Raw genomic sequence first — 24,517 nt, forward strand, 5'->3', positions numbered from 1 at the left:
TGAGCTGAGGATAAGCAAAGACCGTCAAACATCTAGCTGCGGCAGTTTGCGCCATCCTAAGGTTTTGAAAGATGCGGAATGTGAAGGACGCTGGCTAGGCGCGATACCAATTCAGGACAAACACGCGGATCGCGGATGCCAAGCCAATATTTGGATCACGCTTCACATCAATTTCAGCGGCCAAGGCATTGATTGCCATATTTTTTTGATCGGCGATTTCGCGGAATGCCTGCCAAAACTCGTCCTCAAGGGAAACAGAGGTGCGATGCCCTTTCAGGGTCAGTGAACGTTTGACCGGCCGACCGCTCATTCGTCCAGCTCATGATTGTCCAGATCGCGGCGCTGCTTGTTTTGATCGAATTCTTCCTCGACCCTTTGAACCTTGCTTCGCCCGAACTTGACAGCGTTTTGATCTGCGCGGGCTTTTTTCTGAGCCCGCGCTTTTTGTTTTCTGTACCGGTTCAGGTTGACCGGCTTTCCCATCAGTCTTTGGGACCGATCATATGTTCGGGGCGGACAACAGCGTCAAAAGTTGCTTCATCCACAAAACCCAGCGCGATGGCTTCTTCCTTGAGGGTCGTGCCGTTCTTATGCGCAGTTTTGGCGACCTTCGTAGCGTTGTCATAACCGATGGTCGGTGCCAGCGCAGTCACAAGCATCAGAGATTCTTTCATCAGCTTGTCGATGCGCGGTTCGTTGGCTTTGATGCCAATCAACATCCGCTCGGTAAAGCTGTCGGTGGCGTCGCCCAGCAATTGAATGGACTGCAACAGGTTGTAAGACATCATCGGGTTATAGACGTTCAACTGGAAGTGACCTTGCGAGCCGGCAAATTTTATCGCGGCGTCGTTGCCAATGACATGTGCGCCCACCTGCGTAAGCGCCTCAGCCTGCGTCGGATTTACCTTTCCGGGCATGATCGAAGAACCGGGCTCGTTTTCCGGCAAGATCAGCTCACCCAAACCCGAACGCGGACCCGAACCCAGCAACCGAATGTCGTTAGCGATCTTGTAGCAGGAACCAGCCACCGTCGCCAAAGCACCAGACAGGAACACCATGGCGTCATGCGCCGCAAGCGCCTCGAACTTGTTGGGGGCGGTGACGAAGGGCAGGTCGGTGATCTCAGCCATGTTATTGGCAACAGCTTCGTCCCAACCGTTGTGGGTATTAAGGCCAGTACCAACGGCTGTACCGCCTTGTGCCAATTCATAGATACCAGGCATACATGCCTTAACCCGGGCAATGCCTTGTCGGATTTGATGTGCATACCCGCCGAATTCCTGTTCAAGCGTCAGCGGCGTCGCATCCTGGGTGTGGGTCCGACCGATCTTGATGATGCCTGCAAACTCTTTTGCCTTGGCTTCCAGCGCCGAGGCGAATTTTTCGAGACCTGGCATCAGCACGTCGCGCACGCTCATCGCGGTGGCGATGTGCATCGCGGTCGGGAACGTGTCGTTCGACGATTGCCCCATATTACAGTGGTCGTTCGGATGAACAGGGTCCTTAGAGCCGATCACGCCACCCAGAATCTCAATCGCGCGGTTGGCGATCACCTCGTTGGAGTTCATGTTTGACTGCGTGCCCGAACCCGTTTGCCACACGACCAAAGGGAAGTTGTCGTCAAACTTGCCTTCGATCACCTCACCCGCTGCTTGGATGATTGCGTCGGCGATCTTTGCATCCAGCTTCCCGGTGGCCTTGTTTTCCATCGCGCACGCTTTTTTGATCACGCCCAGCGCGCGGACGATGGCTACAGGCTGTTTTTCCCAGCCAATCGGGAAATTCATGATCGAGCGCTGAGTTTGCGCACCCCAATACTTGTCTGAGGGGACTTCCAACGGGCCAAAGCTGTCGGATTCGGTGCGGGTTTGAGACATCTGTCACTCCGTCGTGTATGCAGTTGCATGCCGTTTATCTGCAACAGGGCTTAGGTGCAATCGGCCAGTTGCGCGCACCATAAACTTAAGGGCGCCAGAGGTATAGGTGGAAGAACCAGTGAATTTTTCGCGTGAATCGCATTGTGCGCGCTTGTGTGTAAGCTACAATAAAAATGATCACTTTAATGGAGGCTAAGGTGAGCAATTTGGTTCGGACTTACCCCCTGAAATGCTTCGTCTTTTGTATCGGCGCGCTTTTTCTTGCCGTTTTGATCGGACGTCCAAGCCATGCTGCTGACATTTCACCTTTCGTTGGTGATTACATTGGCTCGGCAAATGTCGTCGACAATGACGGAACCGAAACGCCGCGAGATATGAGCGTATCAATTCAAGAGCGGAAAAACGGCTTTAACGTTAGCTGGACGACGACCACATACAAAGCCGATGGCCGGATCAAAAATCAGAAATTTTCGATAGATTTCAAAGAATCCGACCGGGCAGATGTGTTTTCCGCCGCGATGAAGCTTAACGTCTTCGGGCATGAAGTTCCACTTGACCCAATGCAGGGCGAGCCCTTTGTGTGGGGCCGGATTGACGGTGGTACTCTGACGGTGTTTTCGCTTTTTATCGACGAGACCGGGGGTTACGAATTGCAGCAGTACGACCGCACTCTGGCTGAGGGCGGGCTAAATCTGTCGTTTTCGCGGTTCCGCAATGGAGTTAAATCGCGCTCAGTCGAAACGTTTTTGAAGAAACAGTAAACTGAATCGACTGCTACTTACGGAAGCTGTCTAGCGACACGACTTCAGCATCATGTTGTCCGGGTTCTTCTTCAACCTCGATCGAGTCCTCTTCGACAACAGCTTCGACTTCCTCTTCCTCTTCCGGGCTTTCAAAGCGCAAACCGAACTCGACCGACGGATCTACAAAGGTCTTAATCGATGCGTATGGGATATACAGCGGTTCCGGCGCGTCACCAAAGTTCAGTGTTATTGCAAACCCGTCGTCTCCGACCTCAAGGTTTTCGAACCAATGCTGCATAACGATCGTCATTTCTTCGGGGTAGCGATCACGCAACCAGTCAGCCAGCTGTACTCCGTCTTCGCGGGTGTCGAAGGTGATAAAGAAATGATGTGCGCCCGGCAGGCCGTTATCGGCAACGCTGGTCAAAACCGTCTTGATGAGCCCGCGCATCGCGGTGTGCATCAAGTTCCCATAGTCGATGTCTTGCGACATGTGTCATCCTCAAAAGTGGTTGCACTCAGCATAGGGGATTTCGACGGAAACGAAAGACCAGGAATGCGAGTATTGTTTAAAGAAAATGCAGTCCTAGACCGATCCCTGTCATGATTGCCAAGGCAGTAACCATCCCGAATTTAAACTTAAAAATCAGCACCCCAGCAAGAACCGTGAGAACCAGCGCGGTGGGGTTCAGGCTGGCGAGATCAGGCCATGGAATGGTAAATGGCCCCCAGACTAATTCGGGTATATCTTGGAAAAGAACGTTCAGACCGAACCACACGGACAGGTTGAGAATCACACCCACGACAGCTGCGGTGATACCGCGGAGCGCGGCAGACAAGCGAGGTCGGGCGGCCAATTGATCCAGATGTGGTGCCGCAAGGAAAATCCAAAGGAAGCACGGAACAAAGGTCGCCCACAGCGCGACCAAGCCTGCGGCTATGGCCAATGACGCACCGCCGCTGATCTGACCAGCCAACATGGCGACAAACTGTGTCACCAAAATCAGCGGTCCCGGCGTTGTTTCAGCCAAGCCCAGCGCGTCGATCATCTGGTCCGTAGTGATCCATTGATACTTGTCCACAACGGTCTGTGACAGATAAGCCAGTACTGCGTAAGCACCGCCAAACGTGACGACTGCAAGTCGGGCGAAAAACCAGCCTAAATCGCTGAGCAGCTTTTGGCCTGATAAAGTCAAAGCCATAAGCGGCCCCAACCAGAGAACCAGCCACAGCGCTGCGGTTTGGAATATGCCCGAAGCCTCAGGGGCAGGGGGGCGATAGACGATCTCCGCCTTGCCGTCAAATTTGACGTATCCCCAAATCGCGGCGACAAGAATGATCAGTGGGAAGGGCAGGTTCAACAAAAAGATAGCCATGAATGCCAGCGCCGCTACGGCCCAGTGCCATGCGTCTGTCAGTGCTTTGCCCCACAACGTTCTGACGGCTTGCAACACAATGACGATCACAGTCGCCTTTACGCCCAAAAAGCCCGCTTGGACCAAGGGAAGGTCTCCGTAAGCGGCGTAAAGAGCGACTAGGATCGCAATTACCATCGCCCCCGGCAACACGAACAAAGTGCCCGCGATCAACCCACCGCTGACGCCGCGCAGGCGCCATCCGGCATAGGTTGCCAGTTGCATAGCCTCGGGCCCAGGTAGGAGCATGCAAAGCGACAACGCCCGTAGATAGGTCTGTTCATCAAGCCACGGGCGCCGCTCAACCAATTCCTGATGCATCAGTGAAATCTGCGCTGCTGGTCCACCAAAAGACAGCAGGCCGATGCGGCTGAATACTCGAACAAGGTCGGCGATTGTTGGTGTCATGACAGGCGAACCGTCGGACAGTGATCGCTGTCTCTGATTTCACCTAACGTGCAGTAACCCATAGGGATACTGCTGCGCAGGTTCAGGCGCTCCTCGTTTCCTGGGAGTGGTAAACCTAAAGAACTCGCCAACGGCCTGTGATTTTCTGAAGCACCCGTGTTATCGGGGGTTACACTCGTCCAGGTAACCTCTGAATCTCTTCTACATGCGAAAACGAACTGCGGTTCAGAAACAGATTTCGCCCGCTGAGGAATAACAATCCCCGTCGGAATAGGCAGTACGCCGACCAAGTAAATCATTTGATTCTGAGCAATTAGGTCGGCCGCAGGCAAAGCATGTCTCGTGGTTTCAACGGATACATGCGAACCTTTTTCTCCAGCCGAACGGGGCGTTCGCAATCTAACCCCACAGGGTTTGCATAAGGTCAACCGCGGAACGGGTCAAGATTGCCCTCAGGCCCAATCCAGCCGTTGACCCGTCATGCAGACGGGCAGAGTATCCTTCGGGAATTGCCCAAGCTGTTCGAATAAGGAAATGAAATCGAACTGGTTATATACCTCAACCACGCGATTATCCCTGACGCGTGCGATAACGCTGCCTGTGGCTTGCAAAGGGGCACCATTGTCCGCGCGTGTCGTTTTAAGGTGGACAATTGCAGAAACCCAATCACCATCTTCCAGAATTTTAGGAAGCTCAACTTTGATATCCCCAAGAACGTGCCGGAAGGCCGTGACGAGATCCTCAAAGTCATCCGCCCCAACCTGCATTTCGGGGATCAACCCTTGGGCCATCGTCTCCGGAGCAAAGTATTGGTCGATGACGTCAGTGTTTCCGTTTTCCCAAACCTCAGCAAACCAGTTCCTAAGTAGATCTGCGTGTGACATCCCGGCTCTCCTTTACCTCTAGGCGTTAGGATGAAACGTGACAGTAAAAAAACGATAAACGTGAACACGAAAATCGTTAAACAGCAGACATTACAGGGAAAGTGCAGGTTTCTGTTGCCAGGTACCTGCGAACCCCGCCTTACGCGGCTAGGCGCAAGGGCTTAGATTTCGGTCTTGTTACTGCTTACGCAGCAACTGCAACCGGAGCACGATTGTCGTTTGCAATTGTACTAGTTTCGCCGATAACGGTGGCAGACAGCCGAGACAAAGCTAACCCCTTTAGACGTTCGTCGATCCTATTTCGGCCCCATGATCCCCAAACGAAGGATTTTTGGTGGAGCCGCCGGGTACCGCCCCCGGGTCCGATCCGCTTATTACGAGCGCGTTTATGTCCATAGTCCCGAAGGACCCTTTCTATATAGGTGAGCGGTCGCGTGGATGCAATTGTCGAATTTCAAACACCCAAAGCATTAAATACAGTAGGTTACACGTCTCGGCTAAAGTTGGCCAGAATCAGCCACAACGCCAGGACCAATTCTATTCCTCCGAACGTCAACGCTTTGACCAGCGGGGGATTGTCCAAGGCAACCGAAACAAACCGCCCCAACGCGGCGCCCGCATAGACAACGCCCAGCATGGCGTAGGCCATAGGATTATTCAGCCAGATAACGGCAAGGCCGGTGACGACAAACAATCCTCCGACCGAGGCACGCATCTCACTCAGCCCCATGGTGCTGTTCGTTGGAGCAAGATCCAAAGAGGTCGCCGTAAAGCTGGGCGCCAGAAAGCCGAACATGCCGAACCCAACTGTCAAGAGCGCCGCGATTACATTAATGACATTTGTCATCTCATTATTCCTATTAAGGTTTTCTGCGTTGTTTCGCGACATCCTGCGCCAGTTGTCGAGTATAGTTTTCAAGCGCAACCAACGCTGCATCCACGTTTTGCGCGTCTCCGTCCTCCAACGCATCCGCAATCTGATCGTGCAGGGCGATAATTGCTTCGCGCGAACGGGCAGAAAAAGTGATCATGTTCATCAAGGGTTGCATGGCCTCAACAGCCCCGGCCAGTTGATACGATAGCACTGGATTACCCGCTCCATCGACGAGCGCTCGATGAAACGCCACGTCAGAGGCGCAGAAAGCCTCATCAGTCAGGTCCGGTTGCGACTGGCGGTGAATCTCCTCTCGCATCGTCGCCAGATGACCTGCCGAGCGGCGCTGCGCGGATAGGGGCGCGCACGCGCGCTCCAACGCGAACCGAGCTTCACACGCGGTATCAAAACTCACCGCATTCATTGACAACAACAGGGTCGAGGTTGTGATTTGCTGAGAATACGCGCCCTCAAAACTCAGGCGATTTACAAACGCACCGCCACTTGCGCCGCGTTGCGTTCGGATCAGGGATTGAGCGGCCAGCCGTTTCAAAGCCTCACGCACAGTAGGGCGCGAAACCTGAAACTGCTCCGACAGCTCTGCCTCTGACGGCAAACGTTCATCCACGATCAACTTGCCCGAGACAATTGCATCGCGAATGGCCTGCGCAATCTGTGCGGACAAATCCGCAGGTCTCTGAGAGTTAGTTTTCATAATATGACGACCACACGTGACTTTTTATTTGTCTGACATTTAAAAGTCTGACATTTCAAAAGCAAGAACTGAGTCGGGAGGAAGACGTGAGTCGCGCGGTTCTACGCAGTGGATTGTGGCTGGGATTTTATGTCCTGATTCTATGGGCGTGGTGGATGATGTTCACCATGAGCCGCAAAATGGATCTGGACTGGATCGGACGTCCAGGACCAATGGGACAGGCTATGGCGGCGATGGACCCGCGCATGGACATGTACATGCCCATGGCAGAATTTGGTCCATTGTTTTGGATGTGGGCCATCATGATGGCAGCGATGATGCTTCCCACCCTGGTGCCAACATTGCGCAGCTATGAGGACCTGATCCGAAGCGCAAACGGCTCGCGCGCAGGCTGGCTTGGCGTTCTGGGAGGGTATCTGGCGGTTTGGGTCGGTTTCGCGGCGCTGATTGCCAGTGTTCAACTGGTTCTGCTGTTTGGTGGTGTCGTCGATATGCTGGGGATAGCAAAATCCAGTCTTGTGGCGGGTGGCCTGATGATCGCTGTTGGTGCATTCCAGTTCACCCGCGCGAAAGAGGTCTGCCACGGTGTCTGCCATGCACCTATGACATATTTCCTGGGGCACTGGCGAACCGGGTTCGTCGGCGGTCTTCGCATGGGGCTCGGGTTGGGGGCGTTCTGTGTCGGCTGTTGCTGGGGCTTTATGGCGCTTGGCTTTGTCGGTGGCGTCATGAGCCTGCTATGGATGGGGCTGGCGACGTTTTTTATGGTTTTGGAAAAGTTGCCCCAGATCGGGCACGTGATCACGCGACCGTTGGGGTTCGCTCTTATCGCAGGCGGGCTCGTCCTGCTCATCTATCCCATTACTTTCGGAGGATAAGCCAATGGCAAAAAACAGGAAACCGGATGCTGATAGATTACCAATCAGTCAGCGCATCGACAGCCGTATGCCGAATCCCAAGCGCAGAGAGATGAGCCCGACTGAGTGGGCTATCAAGGGCGAGTTGATCCTGAACTGCTCCTGCGATGTATTTTGCCCATGTGTTGTATCACTTGGCGCGCACCCTCCGACCGAAGGGCATTGCCACGCATGGATGGGAGTGATCATCGATGAAGGCCACTATGAAGGTGAAGACCTGTCTGGGCTGAATGTCGGGCTCCTGGTCGATATTCCCGGTCGGATGGGTGAAGGACAGTGGAAAGTGGCCGCATATGTGGACGAGCGCGCCAGCGGCAAGGCCTATAACGGGCTGTTGCAGATTTTCAGCGGTCAAGCTGGCGGTACAACGGGCCTCTTTACCATGCTTGTCAGTGAGATCATAGGCGCCGAGCGTGCGCCCGTTCAGATTGAGCGGGATGGAACCAAGCGCCGCATTGTGATCGGGCGCAAGATTCAGGGTGAGATCGAGATGCTGGCGGGTAAAGATGCCGATCACCCCGTGATGGTTTCAAACTCGAAATACTGGATGGGTCCGGACATCATCGTTGCGCGGGGAACCAAGTCCAAGGTACGAGATTATGGCCGTGTGTGGGATTTCGGTGGTAAATCGGCCGAGATTTGTCCAATTGACTGGCATGGTCCCAAGTAATGATCTCGGGGATTTGCAAGCCAGACGTTCTGCAATATAATCTGTTTGTAAACAGTAGGTTGTACCAATACCTTACAGTATTCAATGTGCGTCTACCGTTAAACAACAGCGACGTGTTTGTCCGACAATGCCGTTGGTGGGACCGACAGCATCAGAGACTGAGCGGAACAAGACGTACAACACCTGTTCGCAATTCGGTATTTTTGCCTCTGGAGGTTTGAATGGCACAGATTTCCCTGTCCCGTCGATTGCGCCGCACTCCGTTCTCAGATGGGGTCGAGGCCGCGGGCGTAAAAGGATATACGGTATATAATCGTATGTTGCTGCCCACCGTTTTCGAAAGCATTGAGGCGGACTATCGCCACCTCAAAAGCCACGTTCAAGTGTGGGATGTGTCCTGCGAAAGGCAGGTCGAACTGCGTGGTCCGGACGCCGCTCGTTTGATGCAAATGCTAACCCCGCGCGATCTGCGGGGGATGCTACCGGGGCAGTGCTTCTATGTTCCGATTGTTGATGAAACGGGTGGTATGCTGAATGACCCTGTGGCCGTCAAACTTTCGGATGATCGTTGGTGGATTTCCATTGCAGACAGTGACTTGCTGCTCTGGGTTAAAGGAATTGCCAACGGATATCGCTTGGATGTTCTGGTGGATGAACCGGACGTATCACCACTCGCTGTCCAAGGACCAAAAGCGGATGAATTGATGTCGCGGGTTTTCGGAGACAGGGTGCGCGATATCAGGTTTTTCAAGTTTGATATGTTCCAGTTTGAAGGCCGGGATCTGGCGGTGGCGAGATCGGGGTACTCCAAGCAAGGCGGGTTCGAGATTTACGTCGAAGGCTCGGATATTGGTATGCCGTTGTGGAACGCGCTCTTTGCGGCAGGTGAAGACCTGCAGGTGCGTGCGGGCTGCCCCAATCTGATTGAAAGGATTGAGGGTGGGCTGCTGTCTTATGGAAACGATATGACGGACAATAACACTCCGCATGAATGTGGACTGGGTAAGTTCTGCAATACGCACACAGCCATTGGCTGCATCGGGCGGGATGCGTTGTTGCGCGTGGCTAAAGAAGGCCCGGTGCAACAGATTCGTCCCATTGCAATCGCCGGCGATGCCGTACCACCCTGTGATCGGCCGTGGCCCGTGCTCGCGAATGGAAAACGTGTTGGGCAGGTGACATCTGCCGCTTGGTCCCCGGACTTCGAAACAAATGTTTCGATTGGCATGTTGCGGCTCAGCCATTGGGACGCCGGGACAGTGGTTGAGGTTGAAACACCGGACGGCATGCGTAGTGCCACTGTACAGGAACGGTTCTGGATCTGATGGCAAGACGAAACTGTATCTGTGTCGCTTCGCAGATCATGCAAGAAGTTAACGCTGGATGAGCTATAAGGCCTAAGAGCACGGAAACGAGAGGAAAAGCGATGTTTAACGCATTGGTTATGGAGAAAGACGAAGAGAGTGGACTCGCCAGCCCGGCGATAAAGCAGTTGTCTTCGGATGATCTGCCCCATGGTGAAGTCACCATCGCGGTCGAGTATTCGACAGTGAATTACAAGGACGGCCTTTGTTTGTCGCCGAAAGGCGGTGGACTGGTGCGGAAATACCCGCATGTGCCCGGAATTGACTACGCTGGAACGGTCGAGGCGTCGTCGGATGATCGCTACAAGGCGGGTGACAAGGTGGTCTTGACGGGCTGGCGTGTAGGCGAGGCTCATTGGGGTGGCTATTCGCAAAAAGCCAATGCCCTGGCTGAATGGTTGGTGCCTTTGCCAGATGGTCTTGATACGCGACAGGCGATGGCTGTGGGTACAGCCGGATTCACCGCGATGTTGGCGGTTATGGCGCTTGAGGATCACGGAATGAAAACCGACCACGGACCGGTTCTGGTGACTGGCGCTGCGGGTGGTGTCGGCTCGGTCGCGACGGCTATTCTGGCCAATCTGGGGTATGAGGTTGCAGCAGTGACCGGACGGCCGGAAACCGGGGAGTATCTGAAATCTCTGGGCGCCACGACCATTGTCCACCGCGAGGAGTTGAACGAGACAACCAAGCGCCCTCTGGAAAGCGAAACCTGGGCCGGATGTGTCGACGCCGTTGGTGGTGAGATGCTGGCGCGCGTTCTGGGACAGATGAAGTATGGGGCGTCTGTCGCGGCGGTTGGTCTGGCGGGTGGTGCGGCACTGCCTGCAACCGTTATCCCATTCTTGCTGCGCGGGGTAAATTTGCTGGGCATCGACAGCGTGATGCAGCCTTACGAAAACCGTCTGCGGGCGTGGCAACGTATTGCAACTGACCTGCCGATGGACAAGTTGGACGCGATGGTGCACCCAGCAACCCTTAAGGACCTGCCACAATTGGGCGCGGATATTCTCAAGGGTAAGGTAAAGGGGCGCGTTGTTGTCGACGTAAACGCCTGATCAAAAACTGTTCTATCAGACCGGTTGGCCCGCGTGCTGACCGGTCTTTTCTTGTTAGAAACGTCCTGAAAAAGCCGGAAACTCCTCTGGTCATTGGCGCATTTCCACATCATCATTGCTATACATCCCAACTGCGATGGCTTATGAGCCATGCAAACAGGACCTGAAGACGGGGAGTGAGCAGCATGTCTGACGATTTTGAACTGGACACCGACGATCTTAAACGGCGCATGGAAGGCGCCATGGCAAACCTCAGAACCGAATTCGCCTCGCTTCGGACCGGGCGGGCATCAGCCTCGATGCTTGAACCGGTTATGGTAGACGCCTACGGCGCGATGACCCCGATCAATCAGGTTGGAACGGTCAATGTCCCCGAACCTCGTATGGTCACGGTGAATGTTTGGGACAAGGGTCTTGTCGGCAAGGTTGAGAAGGCAATTCGTGAAAGTGGTTTGGGAATTAACCCGCAGTTGAACGGCACGATCATCATGCTCCCGATCCCGGAACTGAACGAAGAGCGTCGCCGCGAACTGGGCAAGGTTGCAGGGCAATATGCCGAGCACGCCCGTGTTTCCATCCGCAATGTGCGTCGCGACGGAATGGATCAGATCAAAAAGGCCAAAGCCGACGGAATGTCCGAGGACGACCAGAAATTCTGGGAAACCGAAGTTCAGGATCTGACCGATGAGATGATCAAAACCGTTGATGCCGCGCTTGAGACCAAGCAGGCCGAGATCATGCAGGTCTGACGCCGCGCTATGTTCAACCCTCCACATACCCTGGCTGGGCCGCGCCACGTCGCCATCATTATGGACGGAAACGGCCGATGGGCGCAGGCGCGCGGCCGGCCAAGGTTGTTTGGACACCACGCGGGCGCACGGCGCGTGCGCGAAGTGGTTGAAGCCTGCCCAGGTCTTGGGGTCAAATACCTGACGGTTTTCGCCTTTTCGACTGAGAATTGGAAACGGACTCAGGCCGAGGTTGCCGGACTCATGAGCCTGTTTCGGCGCTATATCATTAAAGAAACCCAGACCCTTAAGGAAAACGGAATTCGCGTTCGGTTTATCGGAGATCGGGTCCGGCTGGATGCCAAGTTGACCGCCCTGATGGATACGCTGGAAGAAGAAACAAAGGACAATGATTTGGTCCACTTGACGGTTGCGCTAAACTATGGCGGCCGGGACGAAGTGGCCAGAGCAACGAAGCGGTTGGCGCGCGACGTAGCAGAAGGCCGTTTGCACCCCGACGATGTGGATGAAGAAACTCTGCCTAAGTATCTGGATACACGTGTTCTTCCGGATCCGGATCTGGTTATCCGTACAAGTGGTGAGGCGCGAATTTCGAATTTTCTGCTGTGGCAATCGGCATATTCCGAATACGAATTTGTCGACACACTGTGGCCGGATTTCACTGCCGCCGAGTTTGAAGGTTTGTGCCGAAACTTCGGCGGTCGCGAACGCCGGTTTGGGGCGGTTCCGGCATGAGTGACGGCCGATGGTCTGATCTTACCACCCGCATCGTCTCAGCTGCCGTGCTTGTCGCCATCGGCTCGGTCGAGGTTTGGTTGGGCGGGTTTTGGTTTGAAACCTTCATCGCAATCGCCTGCGGCCTGATGACCTGGGAATTGGTGCGAATGGTTGATCCTGACAAATCAGCTGCTCGGGTTCAGTTAGGGATACTAACCGGAGTCGCGGTTCTGCTCAGCTACCATGTGCCTCCGATTTACAAAATACCGATCCTGCTGGCCCCTGCCTTGGTCGGCGCGGGACAGGTCGGTCACTCGAAACTGACCTACGCTCTGTTTGCCATGTGGATTGCCGCGTCTGGTCTGGGCTTTATCTCAATCCGCGAGACGATGGGTTTTGGCTGGATGATCTGGTTAATCTCAGTTGTGGTTGCGACGGACGTCGCGGGCTATTTCGTGGGCAAGACGTTTGGTGGACCGAAATTCTGGCCGAGAGTCAGCCCAAAGAAAACGTGGTCTGGCACCGCAGGTGGATGGGCCGCAGCAGCGGTGGTAGGGTTCGTGTTCGCTCTTCATGCCGGTTTTGGGTTCATGTTCATCGTCATCACGGTTCTGGCATCCATGGCCAGCCAGGCGGGGGACATCGTCGAAAGTGCGACAAAGCGCAAATTCGGCGTGAAGGACAGCTCGAACCTGATCCCAGGACATGGCGGGTTTCTGGATCGGTTCGATGGTATGATGGGGGCCGCTCTGTTTGTTCTGATTGCGGGTATGATCTATTCCCCCGGGGGTATGTGATGCGCAAAATCTCTATTTTTGGCGCGACCGGCTCGATCGGGCAGAACACCATTGACCTGATAGACAGGCAACCGTCAGCCTATAACGTCGTTGCGCTGACAGGTGGGGCGAATATTGAGAAACTGGCCAAAGACGCGCGTCGTCTGAATGCGGATGTGGCCGTAACCGCCTATGAAGATAAGTTGGAAGACCTGCGTGCAGCGCTGTCCGGGAGCGGTGTTGAGGCTGCGGCGGGGCAGGCGGCGCTAACCGAAGCCGCTACGCGATCTGCGGATTGGGTCATGTCCGCCATCGTCGGAGCAGCCGGGTTGCAACCGGGGCTAGAGGCATTGAAGCAAGGTGCGACGCTGGCCCTGGCGAACAAGGAAACATTGGTCTGCGCCGGGGCTTTGGTGTTGGAAACAGCCAAGAGGCACAACGCCCGCCTTTTGCCAGTAGACAGCGAACATTCCGCCGTATTTCAGGCTCTGGTTGGCGAGGATATCGAGACCGTTGAGCGGATCATTATCACAGCTAGCGGGGGCGCCTTCCGCGACTGGCCGCTGCGTGATCTGGCCAACGCCACTGTTGAACAAGCCTCAAGTCATCCGAATTGGGACATGGGGCAACGCATTACAATCGACAGCGCATCGATGTTCAACAAGGCGTTAGAGCTTATTGAAACTAAAGAATTCTTCGGGGCTTCTCCGGATCAAATCGAAGTGTTGATTCATCCTGAGTCCATCGTGCATTCACTCGTCGGGTTCAAAGACGGGGCCGTCATGGCGCATATGGGCGCGCCGGATATGCGTCATGCCATCGGCTATGCGTTACATTGGCCGGAACGGCAAGAATTGCCCGTTGAGCGGTTGAACCTCGCCAAGCTGGGACAGCTGAGCTTTCAGGAACCGGACGAAGATCGTTACCCGGCGCTGCGCCTTGCCCGCAATGTCATGGAACGCGGTGGCCTTTCCGGTACGGTGTTCAACGCCGCCAAGGAACGCGCACTGGACCTTTTTATCGCCCGGCAGGTTGGTTTTCTTGAGATGGCAGAGATTGTTGAATCTGTTTTGAACAGGTTTGAAACGTCAAATGGCCTTCTTGATGCCGAATTAAACCTTGATAACGTACTGCAAGCGGACCATCTGGCACGTAAGTGGGCCAGCGAAGCCGCAATTCAGAAAGCAGGATAGAAACTTGGACGTACTCTCTCTGATTCCTCAATTTGGCAACTTACTTTATACCATCGTTGCCTTTGTGGTGGCCCTGTCTGTCATCGTGGCAGTGCATGAATATGGTCACTACATAGTGGGGCGCTGGTCTGGCATACATGCCGAGGTATTCTCGGTCGGGTTCGGCCCAGTGCTCTGGAGTCGTGTCGATAAGCGCGGAACTCGCTGGCAAGTCGCTGCACTACCGTTTGGCGGCTATGTCAAGTTTCTGGGAGATTCCAACGCTGCGTCGGGCAAAGACTCAGCAGCGATGCAAACGATCACGGAACGAAGCCCCGAAGAATTGCGCCGCACCATGCACGGTGCACCTTTATGGGCAAGAGCGGCTACAGTCGCCGCAGGTCCGGTTTTCAATTTTGCAATGTCCATAATCGTTTTCGGTCTGATCTTCATGTACCAAGGTGTGACGCGTGAACCTTTGACAGTAGGTGAGTTGCACCCGATGCCGGGCGCGGTTCAGGAGTTGCAAGACGGTGACGAGATCGTAGCCATCGCAGGGCTTCCAGTGCCAGAGTTCGGTCAGGAAGGGGCATGGTCTGACTTTACCGATGCTTTGCCTGTAGAACCTGAGCTGGATTACACAGTGGTCCGCAACGGGCAGACGCTGGACGTCTCAGGCCCTTGGCTGTTTCCTGCGCTGATCCAACAGGTTATTCCACGCAGTGCAGCGATGGACATCGATCTTAAACCCGGAGATGTGATTACAGCCGTCAACGGTGAACCAATTTACGCGTTTGAACAGTTGAAAGAGCATGTTGAGGGTTCTGACGGAAAAGTTCTGTTGCTTGACGTTTGGCGCGATGGTGCGGAGTTGGAATTCGCACTCGCGCCGCGTCGCACGGACGAACCACAACCTGAGGGTGGGTTTGTAACCCATTGGCGTATCGGAATTGTCGGTGGTATGGTTATTGACCCGGCGACCGAACCGGCAGGCGTTCTGGCTTCGCTTTCAGGTGGTGTCCAGCAGACCTTGCGCATAGTTGACGGGTCGCTTTCCGGTATCTGGCACATGGTGACTGGGGCGATCAGCACCTGCAACATATCGGGTCCTATTGGCATCGCGGAAACTTCGGGCGCAATGGCGAGCCAAGGTGCGCAAAACTTTATCTTCTTCATTGCGGTGCTCTCGACCGCAGTCGGGCTGTTGAACCTGTTTCCGATTCCAGCCCTGGATGGCGGACATCTGGTGTTCTATGCGTATGAGGCCGTGGCTGGCAAACCGCCCAGTGATGGGGCGCTTCGCGTTCTGATGGGGGTAGGGGTATCGCTGATCCTTGGTCTTATGATCTTCTCGGTGTCCAACGATCTGTTCTGCTGATTGTGGAGATTGCGGCACTTTAATGCCGCAATTTCGCCCCAATACTTGCATAGGCTTTTGCCCGGAATTGATCCGTTTCTGAGGTTGTGATGACAAAGGCCCTGCGCAAATCTGCCAACAGCTTTTGGTGCCTGTTCGTTTTGAACTGGGATACACTGCTGTTCTTCGGTGCGACCGCAATTGCGATGTTCGGCTGGGCCTATCTGATCACAATGTGATTCTTTTTACGTTTCGTAAAAGCAACTTACGTCTCCCCTTGCGCCTGCTTTCTGTTTTGGTCTTTTGACAAGTATAAATATTCTCGCTACTCAGCATTAAAGTCCAAAAATATTGGGTAGTGAAAAAATGACTGATAGGCGAGGCGCGGGCACATCCTGCGGGGGACAAAAGCCCGAAAACAAGATTTTGTGGCGGTCACTAACATTAATATTTCTTCTGACATTGTTGGGTTTTGTACCGGTTCCACAGGTCGCGTGGGCGCAAAACTTCGTCATCAATTCGTTTGATGTCGAGGGAAATCAGCGCATCGAAAGCTCTACTATTATCGCGCGTACAGGGATCGAACCGGGCCAGTCAGTTACTGCCGGTGAATTGAACGATGCCTATCAGCGTTTGCTTGACAGTGGTGTTTTTGAAACAGTCGAATTAACACCACGCGGCAATACTCTGGTAATTGCGGTTGAAGAGTATCCGACGATCAACCAGATCAGCGTCGAGGGAAATCGCCGTGTGAAAGACGATGTATTGCTTGAGGCAATCTCATCGGAACCGCGCCGAGTATTCACTCCGCAAGTGGCCGAGGCTGACGCCGACCTGATTGCCGAAATCTACTCGTCCCAGGGGCGGGTGTCGGCGACGGTCATTCCTCGCATCATTCGCCGGAGCGATAACCGGGTCGATCTGGTTTTTGAGGTTGCGGAAGGCACAACGATTGAGGTCGAGCGAGTCAGCTTTGTAGGCAACCGTGCATATTCTGATCGCCGCTTGCGCCGCGTTCTGGAGACCAAACAAGCTAACTTTTTGCGGACGTTTATCAGCAGTGACACCTTCATTGCTGACCGGATCGAATTCGATAAACAGGTTATTCGCGATTTCTATCTTTCGCGTGGCTACGTCGATTTCCGCGTAAACAGCGCGAATGTTGAATTCACCCAAGAGCGTGACGCTTTCTTCCTGGTGATGAACATCACCGAGGGTCAAAAGTTTTCGTTCGGCCAGATCAGCACGGTTAGTGAAATCCCCGGTGTAGATCCAGCGGCGTATCAAGATGCGTTGAAAATCCGCCCGGGTGTAACTTATACGCCGTCGCTGGTTGAGAACTCGATCGCCCGCATGGAGCGTCTTGGAATCAAGCAGGGCGTTGACTTTCTGCGGGTCGAACCGCGCGTGACGCGCAATGCACGCGATCTGACGCTGGATGTTCAGTTTGTTCTGACAAAGGGTCCACGAATCTTTGTTGAGAGGATCGACATTGAAGGCAACACAACCACGCTTGACCGTGTGATCCGTCGTCAGTTTGATACGGTTGAAGGAGACCCGTTCAACCCGCGTGAAATTCGCCAGGCTGCTGAGCGTATTCGCGCCTTAGGCTTCTTCGCGGTCGCCGATGTTGAACCGCGCGAGGGGTCGTCGCCCAGTCAAGTTATCGTTGACGTCGACGTGGAAGAGCAACCCACCGGTTCGTTGAGCCTTGGTGGTAGTTACTCGGTCTCGGACGGTTTTGGTGTTGCCATTGGGCTGAGCGAATCCAACTTCCTGGGACGTGGGCAAACTGTGGGCGTCAGTCTTTCGACGGCACAGGACGCCGAGCAATATACGCTGAACTTTTCCGAACCCTATCTGTTGGGTCGCAAGCTGCGGTTCGATCTGGGCTTGGGTCTGTCGACAACAAATTCAAGCTTTGCCAGCTACGACACCGAGACACTGTTTTTCCGTCCTCAGCTAAGCTATGCCATCGGTGAGTTGTCAGCACTGCGACTGCGCTACAACTGGGACCGTAGCGAGATGACGCAACAGGATGACGAGATCAACGGTGCGGTCATTGCTTCGGACATTGCGCAGGGCGAACGTACGACCAGCTCATTGGGTATCTCATACATCTATGACAGCCGGCTTGGCGGTCTGAACCCCAACGCAGGTGTTCTGTTCGAGGCCGGTATTGATGCAGCCGGACTTGGCGGCGACAACGAGTTCTACAAGACGACTGCGCGCGGTATTGCGCAAACCCGAGTTTGGAACGAAGAGGTTGTGCTGCGCGCGACACTCGAAGTTGGCGCCTTGCACTGGAGAGGCGATGACTTCAGCCGAACCATCGACCGCTTTGTTCTGGGGCCGAGTGTCTTCCGTGGCTTCGAGCCCGCGGGTATCGGTCCGCGTGACCTGTCGAATGGTCAGGATGATGCGATCGGGGGCAACTATTACTGGGTTGCACGCCTTGAATCAGACTTTCCGCTGGGCCTGCCCGAGGAATTGGGCCTGCGCGGCGGGGTGTTCTATGACTTCGGCAACCTCTACAACCTCAACGACGTCAACACGGCCGGTGGCGATATCGTCGGTGAGGATGGTTCGATCCGTCACGTGATCGGCGTCTCTGTTCTTTGGGAAACCCCCTTTGGTCCGCTGCGCTTTAACTTCTCGCATGCGCTCAAGAAAGAGGACTTCGACAAAGAGCAGAACTTTGACCTGACGGTTCAGGCCCGGTTCTAATCCTGCATGTTGAAGGATGTTGTCATCAAAATGCAGGGCCCGTTGCGGGCCCTGTGTGTTTTTTTAGCCCTGTTTGCCGCCGATACTGCGGTATCTCAGCAGCTGGGGGTGCCTGAAAGCAGTGTCGTAACACTGTCAAGCGAACGCTTGTTCGCCGAGTCTGCCTTTGGCAAGCGGGTCCTGCGTGAGATCGAAGTTGAAGGCATACTGCTAGGGGAAGAGAACGAACGCATCGTGGCGGAACTCAGCCACGAGGAAAAGGTTCTGACGGAGCAGCGCGCGACAATGACGGCTGAGGAGTTTCGTCCTCTGGCTGATGCTTTTGACGAAAAGGTCCAGTCGCATCGAGAGGGCCAGAGGGCAAAACTAGACGCGTTAGCCCGCCGTGGCGAGGACGCCCGGCAAAGGTTCCTCGTACTGGTGCGGCCTGTTTTGATCGATCTGTTGCGCGAATCCGGGGCCGCGATCATCATTGAACGTTCAAGCGTCTTCCTGAGTTCGGACCGTACTGACATCACGGATGCGGCAATTGCCCGGATAGATGCGGTAATTGGCGACGGTCGCGCCGTTGAATCCGGGGCTAGTGAATAGGTTTGCTTGCCCTTGGGGCGCGGTATTGCTAACCACGCGGCAAACAGAAAACCAGTACGGGACAACACCACTATGAGCACGGAAACCAAGAGCGCCGATATTCAGCTGATACAGCGGATCTTGCCGCACCGCTATCCGTTTCTGCTGGTCGACAAGGTTGTTGATATCTCGGGCTATCAGTCGGCCGTTGGCATCAAGAACGTCACGATGAACGAGCCGCATTTCCAAGGCCACTTTCCGGGCACTCCGATCATGCCGGGCGTCACCATTGTCGAGGCGATGGCACAGACCGCAGGCGTGATGCTGGGCGTAGGCATGGATGTCATCGATAGCGAGTTGTTGATTTATTTCATGAACATCGACAAGTGCAAATTCCGCAGAAAAGTAATCCCAGGTGACGTGCTTGAGATGCACGTTGAGACCGTGCGGGGCAAGAAGGGTGGCAAAATCTTCAAGTTCAGCGGTCGTGCGACGGTGGATGGTGAAGTCGCGACCGAGGCTGAATTCTCGGCCTATGTCGACTGGGACATGGAAAAAACAACATGAGCGGCATTCACCCCAGCGCAATCATTGAAGACGGTGCGCAAATCGGTGAGGGCTGCATCGTCGGACCTTTCTGCCATATCGGCGCGCAGGTTAAGCTGGGCGACCGTGTCGAGCTGAAATCTCATGTCGTGGTGACGGGCGACACATCCATCGGTGACGAAACCGTTATCTTCAATTTCTCGGTGATCGGAGAAGTTCCGCAGGATCTGAAGTTCGGCGGTGAGGATACGCGTCTGCGAATTGGCAAGCGCAACCGCATTCGTGAGCATGTCACGGTAAACACCGGTACAGAAGGCGGCGGCGGTGTAACCCGGATTGGTGATGATTGCCTGTTGATGGCGGGTGTGCATGTGGCGCACGACGTTCAGATTGGAAACCGGGTGATCATGGTCAATCACGCTGGTGCCGCAGGGCACTGCATTATCGAAGATGACGTTATTGTCGGCGGCATTTCAGGCTTGCATCAGTGGGTGCGCGTGGGCCGTGGCGCGATTATTGGTGCGCTCACCATGGTGGCCAATGATGTTATCCCATACGGTCTGGTACAGGCACCACGGGGTGAACTGGACGGGCTGAACCTTGTCGGTTTGAAACGAAAAGGGGTGTCGCGCGAGGATATCGCGGCATTGCGCGCGGCCTTCCGGGAATTGTCTGACGGAGAAGGTACGTTCATGGAGCGGGCCCATCGACTCGGCCAAGACAACCAGAGCGAATATGTCCAGCGCATCGTGGATTTTGTGACTGGTGAGTCGGATCGCTCATTTCTGACACCAAGGAAGTAGGCCGATGCTGGCGCTGATTGCCGGAACTGGTGCATTGCCGGGTGAGGTGGTTGATTGCCTCTCCGAGCGTCCCTTGATCTGCGCGATGGAGGGGTTCGCACCTGACAGCTTAAGCACGGATATCGTCTTTCCGTTGGAGCATTTGGGGAGTTTTATCGCGGACCTCAAAGCCCGGAGTGTCACTGAGATTTGCATGGCTGGCGCCGTCCGTCGTCCGGCCATTGATCCAGCGCGGATTGACGCGGCCACGATGCCTTTGGTCCCTGTGCTTCAACAGGCGATGATGTCTGGGGATGACGGCGCATTGCGCGCGGTAATCGGACTTTTCGAAGACTCCGGTCTAACCGTACGCGCCGCGCATCAGATCGCGCCAGCTTTGCTGCCCCCGCTGGGGTGCCTGACCGAGGCTCAGCCGTCCGAGGTTGATCTGTCCGATGCGGACAGGGCGGCAAGTATTCTGCGCGCCATGGGAGCGGCGGATATCGGACAGGCCTGCGCGGTGTTAAAGGGGCAGGCACTAGCTGTTGAGAGCATCTTTGGGACCGATTGGATGTTGCAATCCTTGACGCAACGACCCGACGCAGGCGGGGGTATTTTGTTCAAAGCCCCAAAGCCCGATCAGGATCGCCGTGCTGATTTGCCGACCATCGGACCAGGTACTGTTTCGAGTGCCGTGGCTGCCGGTTTGGCTGGCATCATCGTTGAAAAAGGCGGCGTAATCGTATTGCAGCGGGATCGGGTCATTGATGAGTGCAACCGCCTTGGCCTTTTCCTCCACGTGCGCGAGCGGGCCAGTTGATGCGGGTGTTTCTGGTCGCCGGCGAACCTTCGGGCGATCGGTTGGGCGGTGCATTGATGGAAGGGCTACACAGTCTGGTCCCCGATATTCAGTTTGACGGGGTAGGCGGCCCATTGATGCAGGCACAGGGTTTGGACAGCCGCTTTCCGATGGCCGAACTCTCGGTGATGGGTCTGGTCGAGGTTCTGCCGAAATATTTCCACCTGAAACGTCGCATTGCCGAGACGGCCCAAGCCGTTCTGGACACGCGGCCCGACGTGTTGATCACAATCGACAGTCCTGATTTCTCGCTGCGCGTCGCGAAGATCGTCAAGGCGCAAAGCAAGATCAGAACGGTGCACTACGTTGCCCCCAGTGTGTGGGCCTGGCGACCCGGACGCGCCGACAAGATGGCGAAAGTGATTGATCATGTTTTGGCGCTCTTGCCGTTCGAGCCACCCTATATGGAACGCGCGGGCATGGAGTGTGATTTTGTCGGCCATCCAGTCGCCAGCGAGCCGGTAGCCTCAGAAGCGAATATTCAGGAGTTTCGAGACGCCTATAGCCTTGGGGCTGCCCCTCTTATCCTCGCCCTGCCGGGTTCGCGCGGCGGAGAGATTGATCGCCTTGCACCGGTCTTTGGCGACGCATTGCGGCTGTACCTGAAAAACAGGCCCGACGCTCGGGTCGTAGTACCCGCCGTTGCGCATATGGTCGATGCCGTGGCTGAGCATGTGCGCGCCTGGCCCGGGAATCCAGTCGTTCTTGACCCGCGCGGAATGGCTTCGGATCAGGCGGTGAAAGAAAAGCGGGCTGCTTTTGCAGCGGCTGAACTGGCGTTGGCGGCCTCGGGAACCGTTTCGTTGGAACTGGCCGCACAAGCCACGCCGATGGTGATCGCTTACAGGCTTAGTTGGCTGACCCAGAAGATAGCCGAACGAATGGTCAAGCTGGATACGGTGACTCTGGTCAATCTTGTTTCAGAAACCCGGACCGTGCCTGAATGTCTGCTGGATGACTGCCAGCCGGAAACAATTGCTGCGGCACTGGAGCAGGTCTCGGCCTCTCCGGATGCTCAACGTAAGGCGATGGCGACAACGATGGAACGGTTGGGACACGGGGGTGAGGCCCCCGGCCTGCGCGCAGCGCGCGCGGTTTTGGCAAGGATGAAGTCTTAGTGCTGGATTTCGTGGCGTTTGGCCTGTCGGTCTTTATGGCTCAGATTCTGACCAATCTGGACAACCTTGCAGCACTGCTTGCGCTTTCATTGGTGGCCGGAGCGAAGCGGTCAGTCTTTGGCTTCCTATTGGCACAGGTGATCATAATCTGCTCAGCGCTCTTGCTAGCCTTTGGGGTCGCTGATGTGGTGCCGCGAGGGGCGGGATATTTGGGTCTGATCCCACTGGGTTTGGGTGTTTTAACCTTGATCCGAAAAAGGCGTGAAACCGATGACGATGCCAATCCCAAGCTTCAAAACGGAGCATCCATCCTCGTGACCACACTGCTGTTTCTCAGCCTTTCGGTGGACACGTTTGCAATTCTGGCACCCCTGCTGGCGGATTCGGCACCGAATTACCGCACCGCAGGCGTTGCTGGCGCAGGGCTGGCCGCATGCTGTCTTGCGTTGATCGCTCTGCTTGGATCAAAAGTCCCATTTATGAGCGGCTCTTTCGCCAATCGACTGGAAAACCTTGTGCCGTATGTGATGATTTGCGCTGGCCTGTATATCCTCAGCAACTCATGGACGGACGCGGTCTAGTATCCGCGCCAGATCCAACCGCCGCCAAAAATGCGGCTGCCTTCAGAGGCATAGAATACACAGGCTTGACCCGGTGAAACACCTTCCTCGGGCGTTAGCAATTCGATCTCAGCCGTTGTATCGCTCAGTGGACGAATGATTGCCTCTTGCGGTGGACGCGTTGATCGCACCTTGACCGAAACATGCCATTCCTCTTGCGAGGTAAAGGGCGCATCCCCCAACCAATTGATTTCGCGGACCGGGACGGTTCGGGTGGAAAGCATCTCTTTAGGTCCGACAACCACCTGTTTCTTGTCGACGTCCAACTTGACGACGTACAGGGGCTCACAGAGGCCACCAATACCCAGTCCGCGTCGCTGTCCAATGGTGTAATGGATCACACCATCATGTTGCGCCAAGACGCGTCCATCTGCGTGGACAATCTCACCCGGTTCGGCCGCGCCGGGGCGCAGCTTTTCGATTACGCTGGCGTAATTCCCGTTAGGCACAAAACAAATGTCCTGACTGTCGGGTTTGTCGGCCACCGCCAACCCGTATTGCGCGGCCATCTCGCGCGTCGCATCCTTCGAGGGCAGGTGGCCCAGCGGGAACCGAAGAAAATCCAACTGATCGGGCGTGGTTGAGAACAGAAAATACGACTGATCGCGATTTGCGTCCTCGGCCCTGTGCAATTCTGGCCCGTTTGGCCCCATCTTTCGTTGAATATAGTGACCAGTGGCCATGCAGTCGGCCTCAAGATCCTTCGCGGTCTCCAACAGATCCTTGAACTTCACCCGTTCGTTGCAGCGGATACAGGGCACAGGAGTTGCGCCCGCCAGATAGCTGTCGGCAAACTCATCTATCACAGCGTCCTTGAAGATGTTCTCGTAATCCAACACGTAGTGAGGGAACCCGCGCTCTTCAGCCACGCGACGTGCATCGTGAATATCGATGCCCGCGCAACAGGCACCTTTCTTGGCCAATGCTGCACCGTGATCGTAAAGTTGCAGCGTCACGCCCACCACATCATAGCCCTGATCCGCGAGATAAGCGGCTACGACAGAACTGTCCACGCCACCGGACATAGCCACAACCACACGCGTTTCCGACGGGGGTTTGGCAAAGCCAAGCGAGTTCAGCGGTGTCTCGGTATCCAGGGCCATGACGATTCCAATACGGGTTAAGAAAGACCGGCAGAATATAGGAAAATTCTACACACTCTCAAGGGGCGGTTTCACTCGTCATTAAGTACGCTGGTGTCAGCCTTGCTGCAGCACGAAGAGGGTCGAAAAATGCTATTACAGAAAGTCGAGGGTCCCAGATCTGTAACCCTTCCGGATGGTTCAATTTTATCGCGTGCAGATTTACCACCAGAAAACACGACGCGCTGGGTTGCGTCGCGGAAAGTGATCGTGGTGCGCGGCGTATTGTACGGGCTGATAACACTCTCCGACGCTAAAAAGCGATATGGATTAAGTGATGAAGAATTCAATTCATGGGTAAAAGCGGTCGCCGAACACGGAACTGACGCTTTGAAGGTCACCGCACTAAAAAAATATCGACAACTTAAAGGCGAAAGTGAATAAGGGTTTCAACGGTAACGTCAGATTAACCATTTTTGAGCAGGGTGAATTTGAAATTGGTAAATTGACCCGAATT

General features: G+C 55.1%; 28 protein-coding genes and 1 other RNA gene. 19 read left to right on the plus strand and 10 right to left on the minus strand.

Annotated elements, in window-relative coordinates; all coding sequences use genetic code 11:
- Positions 1 to 94: 94 nt before the first annotated feature.
- The 3 genes from AVO44_RS00295 to fumC are packed head-to-tail and all read right to left on the minus strand — an operon-like array spanning position 95 to position 1,877.
- On the minus strand, positions 95 to 310 hold the full coding sequence (locus AVO44_RS00295; protein ID WP_068331121.1) for a ribbon-helix-helix domain-containing protein: 216 nt from the start codon (positions 308 to 310) through the stop codon (positions 95 to 97).
- Positions 307 to 483, minus strand: a complete 177-nt coding sequence (locus AVO44_RS00300) for a DUF4169 family protein (RefSeq protein ID WP_068331123.1) — start codon at positions 481 to 483, stop codon at positions 307 to 309. The genes AVO44_RS00295 and AVO44_RS00300 overlap by 4 nt, the downstream gene beginning before the upstream one ends.
- The gene (fumC, locus tag AVO44_RS00305; RefSeq protein ID WP_068331125.1) at positions 483 to 1,877 is read right to left on the minus strand and encodes a class II fumarate hydratase; all 1,395 of its coding nucleotides are present in this window, start codon (positions 1,875 to 1,877) and stop codon (positions 483 to 485) included. Before fumC ends, AVO44_RS00300 begins: the two co-directional genes overlap by 1 nt.
- A 197-nt stretch (positions 1,878 to 2,074) precedes the next feature.
- On the opposite strand from fumC, the gene AVO44_RS00310 reads away from it, so the two are divergent.
- Positions 2,075 to 2,638 (plus strand): hypothetical protein, encoded by a 564-nt coding sequence (locus AVO44_RS00310; protein WP_319003896.1) that lies wholly within the window; start codon positions 2,075 to 2,077, stop codon positions 2,636 to 2,638.
- A gap of 13 nt (positions 2,639 to 2,651) precedes the next feature.
- Here AVO44_RS00310 and AVO44_RS00315 read toward each other — a convergent pair whose 3' ends face one another.
- From AVO44_RS00315 to AVO44_RS00340, 6 genes are all read right to left on the minus strand, one after another.
- Entirely contained in the window at positions 2,652 to 3,113 is a 462-nt protein-coding gene (locus AVO44_RS00315) for an SspB family protein (protein ID WP_068331130.1), read from the minus strand.
- A gap of 76 nt (positions 3,114 to 3,189) precedes the next feature.
- Positions 3,190 to 4,443 (minus strand): chromate efflux transporter, encoded by a 1,254-nt coding sequence (gene chrA, locus AVO44_RS00320; RefSeq protein WP_068331132.1) that lies wholly within the window; start codon positions 4,441 to 4,443, stop codon positions 3,190 to 3,192.
- 452 nt (positions 4,444 to 4,895) lie between these two features.
- Positions 4,896 to 5,327, minus strand: coding sequence for an ester cyclase (locus AVO44_RS00325; RefSeq protein WP_068331134.1), 432 nt, complete (start codon positions 5,325 to 5,327; stop codon positions 4,896 to 4,898).
- Between the two features lie 100 nt (positions 5,328 to 5,427).
- Positions 5,428 to 5,775: a transfer-messenger RNA gene (gene ssrA / locus AVO44_RS00330) on the minus strand.
- Positions 5,776 to 5,811: 36 nt separating this feature from the next.
- Positions 5,812 to 6,174, minus strand: a complete 363-nt coding sequence (locus AVO44_RS00335; protein ID WP_068331136.1) for a DUF4345 family protein — start codon at positions 6,172 to 6,174, stop codon at positions 5,812 to 5,814.
- A gap of 13 nt (positions 6,175 to 6,187) precedes the next feature.
- Complete coding sequence (locus AVO44_RS00340) at positions 6,188 to 6,916, minus strand: FadR/GntR family transcriptional regulator (RefSeq protein WP_068331138.1); 729 nt, start codon at positions 6,914 to 6,916, stop codon at positions 6,188 to 6,190.
- Between the two features lie 86 nt (positions 6,917 to 7,002).
- On the opposite strand from AVO44_RS00340, the gene AVO44_RS00345 reads away from it, so the two are divergent.
- The 17 genes from AVO44_RS00345 (at position 7,003) to AVO44_RS00420 (ending at position 22,879) form a co-directional block, all read left to right on the plus strand.
- Complete coding sequence (locus AVO44_RS00345) at positions 7,003 to 7,794, plus strand: DUF2182 domain-containing protein (RefSeq protein WP_068331139.1); 792 nt, start codon at positions 7,003 to 7,005, stop codon at positions 7,792 to 7,794.
- Positions 7,795 to 7,798: 4 nt separating this feature from the next.
- Entirely contained in the window at positions 7,799 to 8,503 is a 705-nt protein-coding gene (locus AVO44_RS00350) for a DUF1326 domain-containing protein (protein ID WP_068331141.1), read from the plus strand.
- A 221-nt stretch (positions 8,504 to 8,724) separates the two neighbouring features.
- Positions 8,725 to 9,828: a dimethylsulfoniopropionate demethylase gene (locus AVO44_RS00355; RefSeq protein WP_068331143.1), complete on the plus strand. Its 1,104-nt coding sequence runs from the start codon at positions 8,725 to 8,727 to the stop codon at positions 9,826 to 9,828.
- 101 nt (positions 9,829 to 9,929) lie between these two features.
- Positions 9,930 to 10,925 (plus strand): acryloyl-CoA reductase, encoded by a 996-nt coding sequence (gene acuI, locus AVO44_RS00360; protein WP_068331146.1) that lies wholly within the window; start codon positions 9,930 to 9,932, stop codon positions 10,923 to 10,925.
- A gap of 185 nt (positions 10,926 to 11,110) precedes the next feature.
- Positions 11,111 to 11,674: a ribosome recycling factor gene (gene frr / locus AVO44_RS00365; RefSeq protein WP_068331148.1), complete on the plus strand. Its 564-nt coding sequence runs from the start codon at positions 11,111 to 11,113 to the stop codon at positions 11,672 to 11,674.
- Positions 11,675 to 11,683: 9 nt separating this feature from the next.
- Positions 11,684 to 12,409: a polyprenyl diphosphate synthase gene (uppS, locus tag AVO44_RS00370; protein ID WP_068331151.1), complete on the plus strand. Its 726-nt coding sequence runs from the start codon at positions 11,684 to 11,686 to the stop codon at positions 12,407 to 12,409.
- Complete coding sequence (locus AVO44_RS00375) at positions 12,406 to 13,188, plus strand: phosphatidate cytidylyltransferase (RefSeq protein WP_068331153.1); 783 nt, start codon at positions 12,406 to 12,408, stop codon at positions 13,186 to 13,188. The genes uppS and AVO44_RS00375 overlap by 4 nt, the downstream gene beginning before the upstream one ends.
- Positions 13,188 to 14,360, plus strand: coding sequence for a 1-deoxy-D-xylulose-5-phosphate reductoisomerase (dxr, locus tag AVO44_RS00380; protein ID WP_068331155.1), 1,173 nt, complete (start codon positions 13,188 to 13,190; stop codon positions 14,358 to 14,360). The genes AVO44_RS00375 and dxr overlap by 1 nt, the downstream gene beginning before the upstream one ends.
- Positions 14,361 to 14,364: 4 nt before the next feature.
- The gene (rseP, locus tag AVO44_RS00385; protein WP_068331157.1) at positions 14,365 to 15,717 is read left to right on the plus strand and encodes an RIP metalloprotease RseP; all 1,353 of its coding nucleotides are present in this window, start codon (positions 14,365 to 14,367) and stop codon (positions 15,715 to 15,717) included.
- Positions 15,718 to 15,806: 89 nt separating this feature from the next.
- Positions 15,807 to 15,935: a hypothetical protein gene (locus AVO44_RS21670; protein WP_263618870.1), complete on the plus strand. Its 129-nt coding sequence runs from the start codon at positions 15,807 to 15,809 to the stop codon at positions 15,933 to 15,935.
- Positions 15,936 to 16,062: 127 nt separating this feature from the next.
- Complete coding sequence (gene bamA / locus AVO44_RS00390; protein WP_068331158.1) at positions 16,063 to 18,423, plus strand: outer membrane protein assembly factor BamA; 2,361 nt, start codon at positions 16,063 to 16,065, stop codon at positions 18,421 to 18,423.
- A gap of 30 nt (positions 18,424 to 18,453) precedes the next feature.
- Entirely contained in the window at positions 18,454 to 19,014 is a 561-nt protein-coding gene (locus tag AVO44_RS00395; protein ID WP_068332543.1) for an OmpH/Skp family outer membrane protein, read from the plus strand.
- Positions 19,015 to 19,086: 72 nt separating this feature from the next.
- Positions 19,087 to 19,560 (plus strand): 3-hydroxyacyl-ACP dehydratase FabZ, encoded by a 474-nt coding sequence (gene fabZ / locus AVO44_RS00400; RefSeq protein ID WP_068331160.1) that lies wholly within the window; start codon positions 19,087 to 19,089, stop codon positions 19,558 to 19,560.
- On the plus strand, positions 19,557 to 20,342 hold the full coding sequence (gene lpxA / locus AVO44_RS00405) for an acyl-ACP--UDP-N-acetylglucosamine O-acyltransferase (protein WP_068331162.1): 786 nt from the start codon (positions 19,557 to 19,559) through the stop codon (positions 20,340 to 20,342). The genes fabZ and lpxA overlap by 4 nt, the downstream gene beginning before the upstream one ends.
- Before the next feature lie 4 nt (positions 20,343 to 20,346).
- Positions 20,347 to 21,141, plus strand: a complete 795-nt coding sequence (locus tag AVO44_RS00410) for an LpxI family protein (RefSeq protein ID WP_068331165.1) — start codon at positions 20,347 to 20,349, stop codon at positions 21,139 to 21,141.
- Positions 21,141 to 22,298, plus strand: a complete 1,158-nt coding sequence (gene lpxB, locus AVO44_RS00415; protein WP_068331167.1) for a lipid-A-disaccharide synthase — start codon at positions 21,141 to 21,143, stop codon at positions 22,296 to 22,298. The genes AVO44_RS00410 and lpxB overlap by 1 nt, the downstream gene beginning before the upstream one ends.
- Complete coding sequence (locus AVO44_RS00420; protein WP_068331169.1) at positions 22,298 to 22,879, plus strand: cadmium resistance transporter; 582 nt, start codon at positions 22,298 to 22,300, stop codon at positions 22,877 to 22,879. Before lpxB ends, AVO44_RS00420 begins: the two co-directional genes overlap by 1 nt.
- Here AVO44_RS00420 and mnmA read toward each other — a convergent pair.
- Positions 22,876 to 24,021 carry a tRNA 2-thiouridine(34) synthase MnmA gene (gene mnmA / locus AVO44_RS00425; RefSeq protein WP_068331171.1) on the minus strand — a complete coding sequence of 382 codons (1,146 nt, stop codon included), beginning with the start codon at positions 24,019 to 24,021 and terminating at the stop codon, positions 22,876 to 22,878. The genes AVO44_RS00420 and mnmA overlap by 4 nt on opposite strands.
- Before the next feature lie 129 nt (positions 24,022 to 24,150).
- Between mnmA and sciP the strand changes: the two genes are divergently transcribed.
- Positions 24,151 to 24,444, plus strand: a complete 294-nt coding sequence (gene sciP / locus AVO44_RS00430) for a CtrA inhibitor SciP (RefSeq protein WP_068332545.1) — start codon at positions 24,151 to 24,153, stop codon at positions 24,442 to 24,444.
- Positions 24,445 to 24,517: the final 73 nt, after the last annotated feature.

This window comes from Ruegeria profundi, from assembly GCF_001507545.1.
Classification (GTDB): Bacteria; Pseudomonadota; Alphaproteobacteria; order Rhodobacterales; family Rhodobacteraceae; genus Ruegeria; species Ruegeria profundi.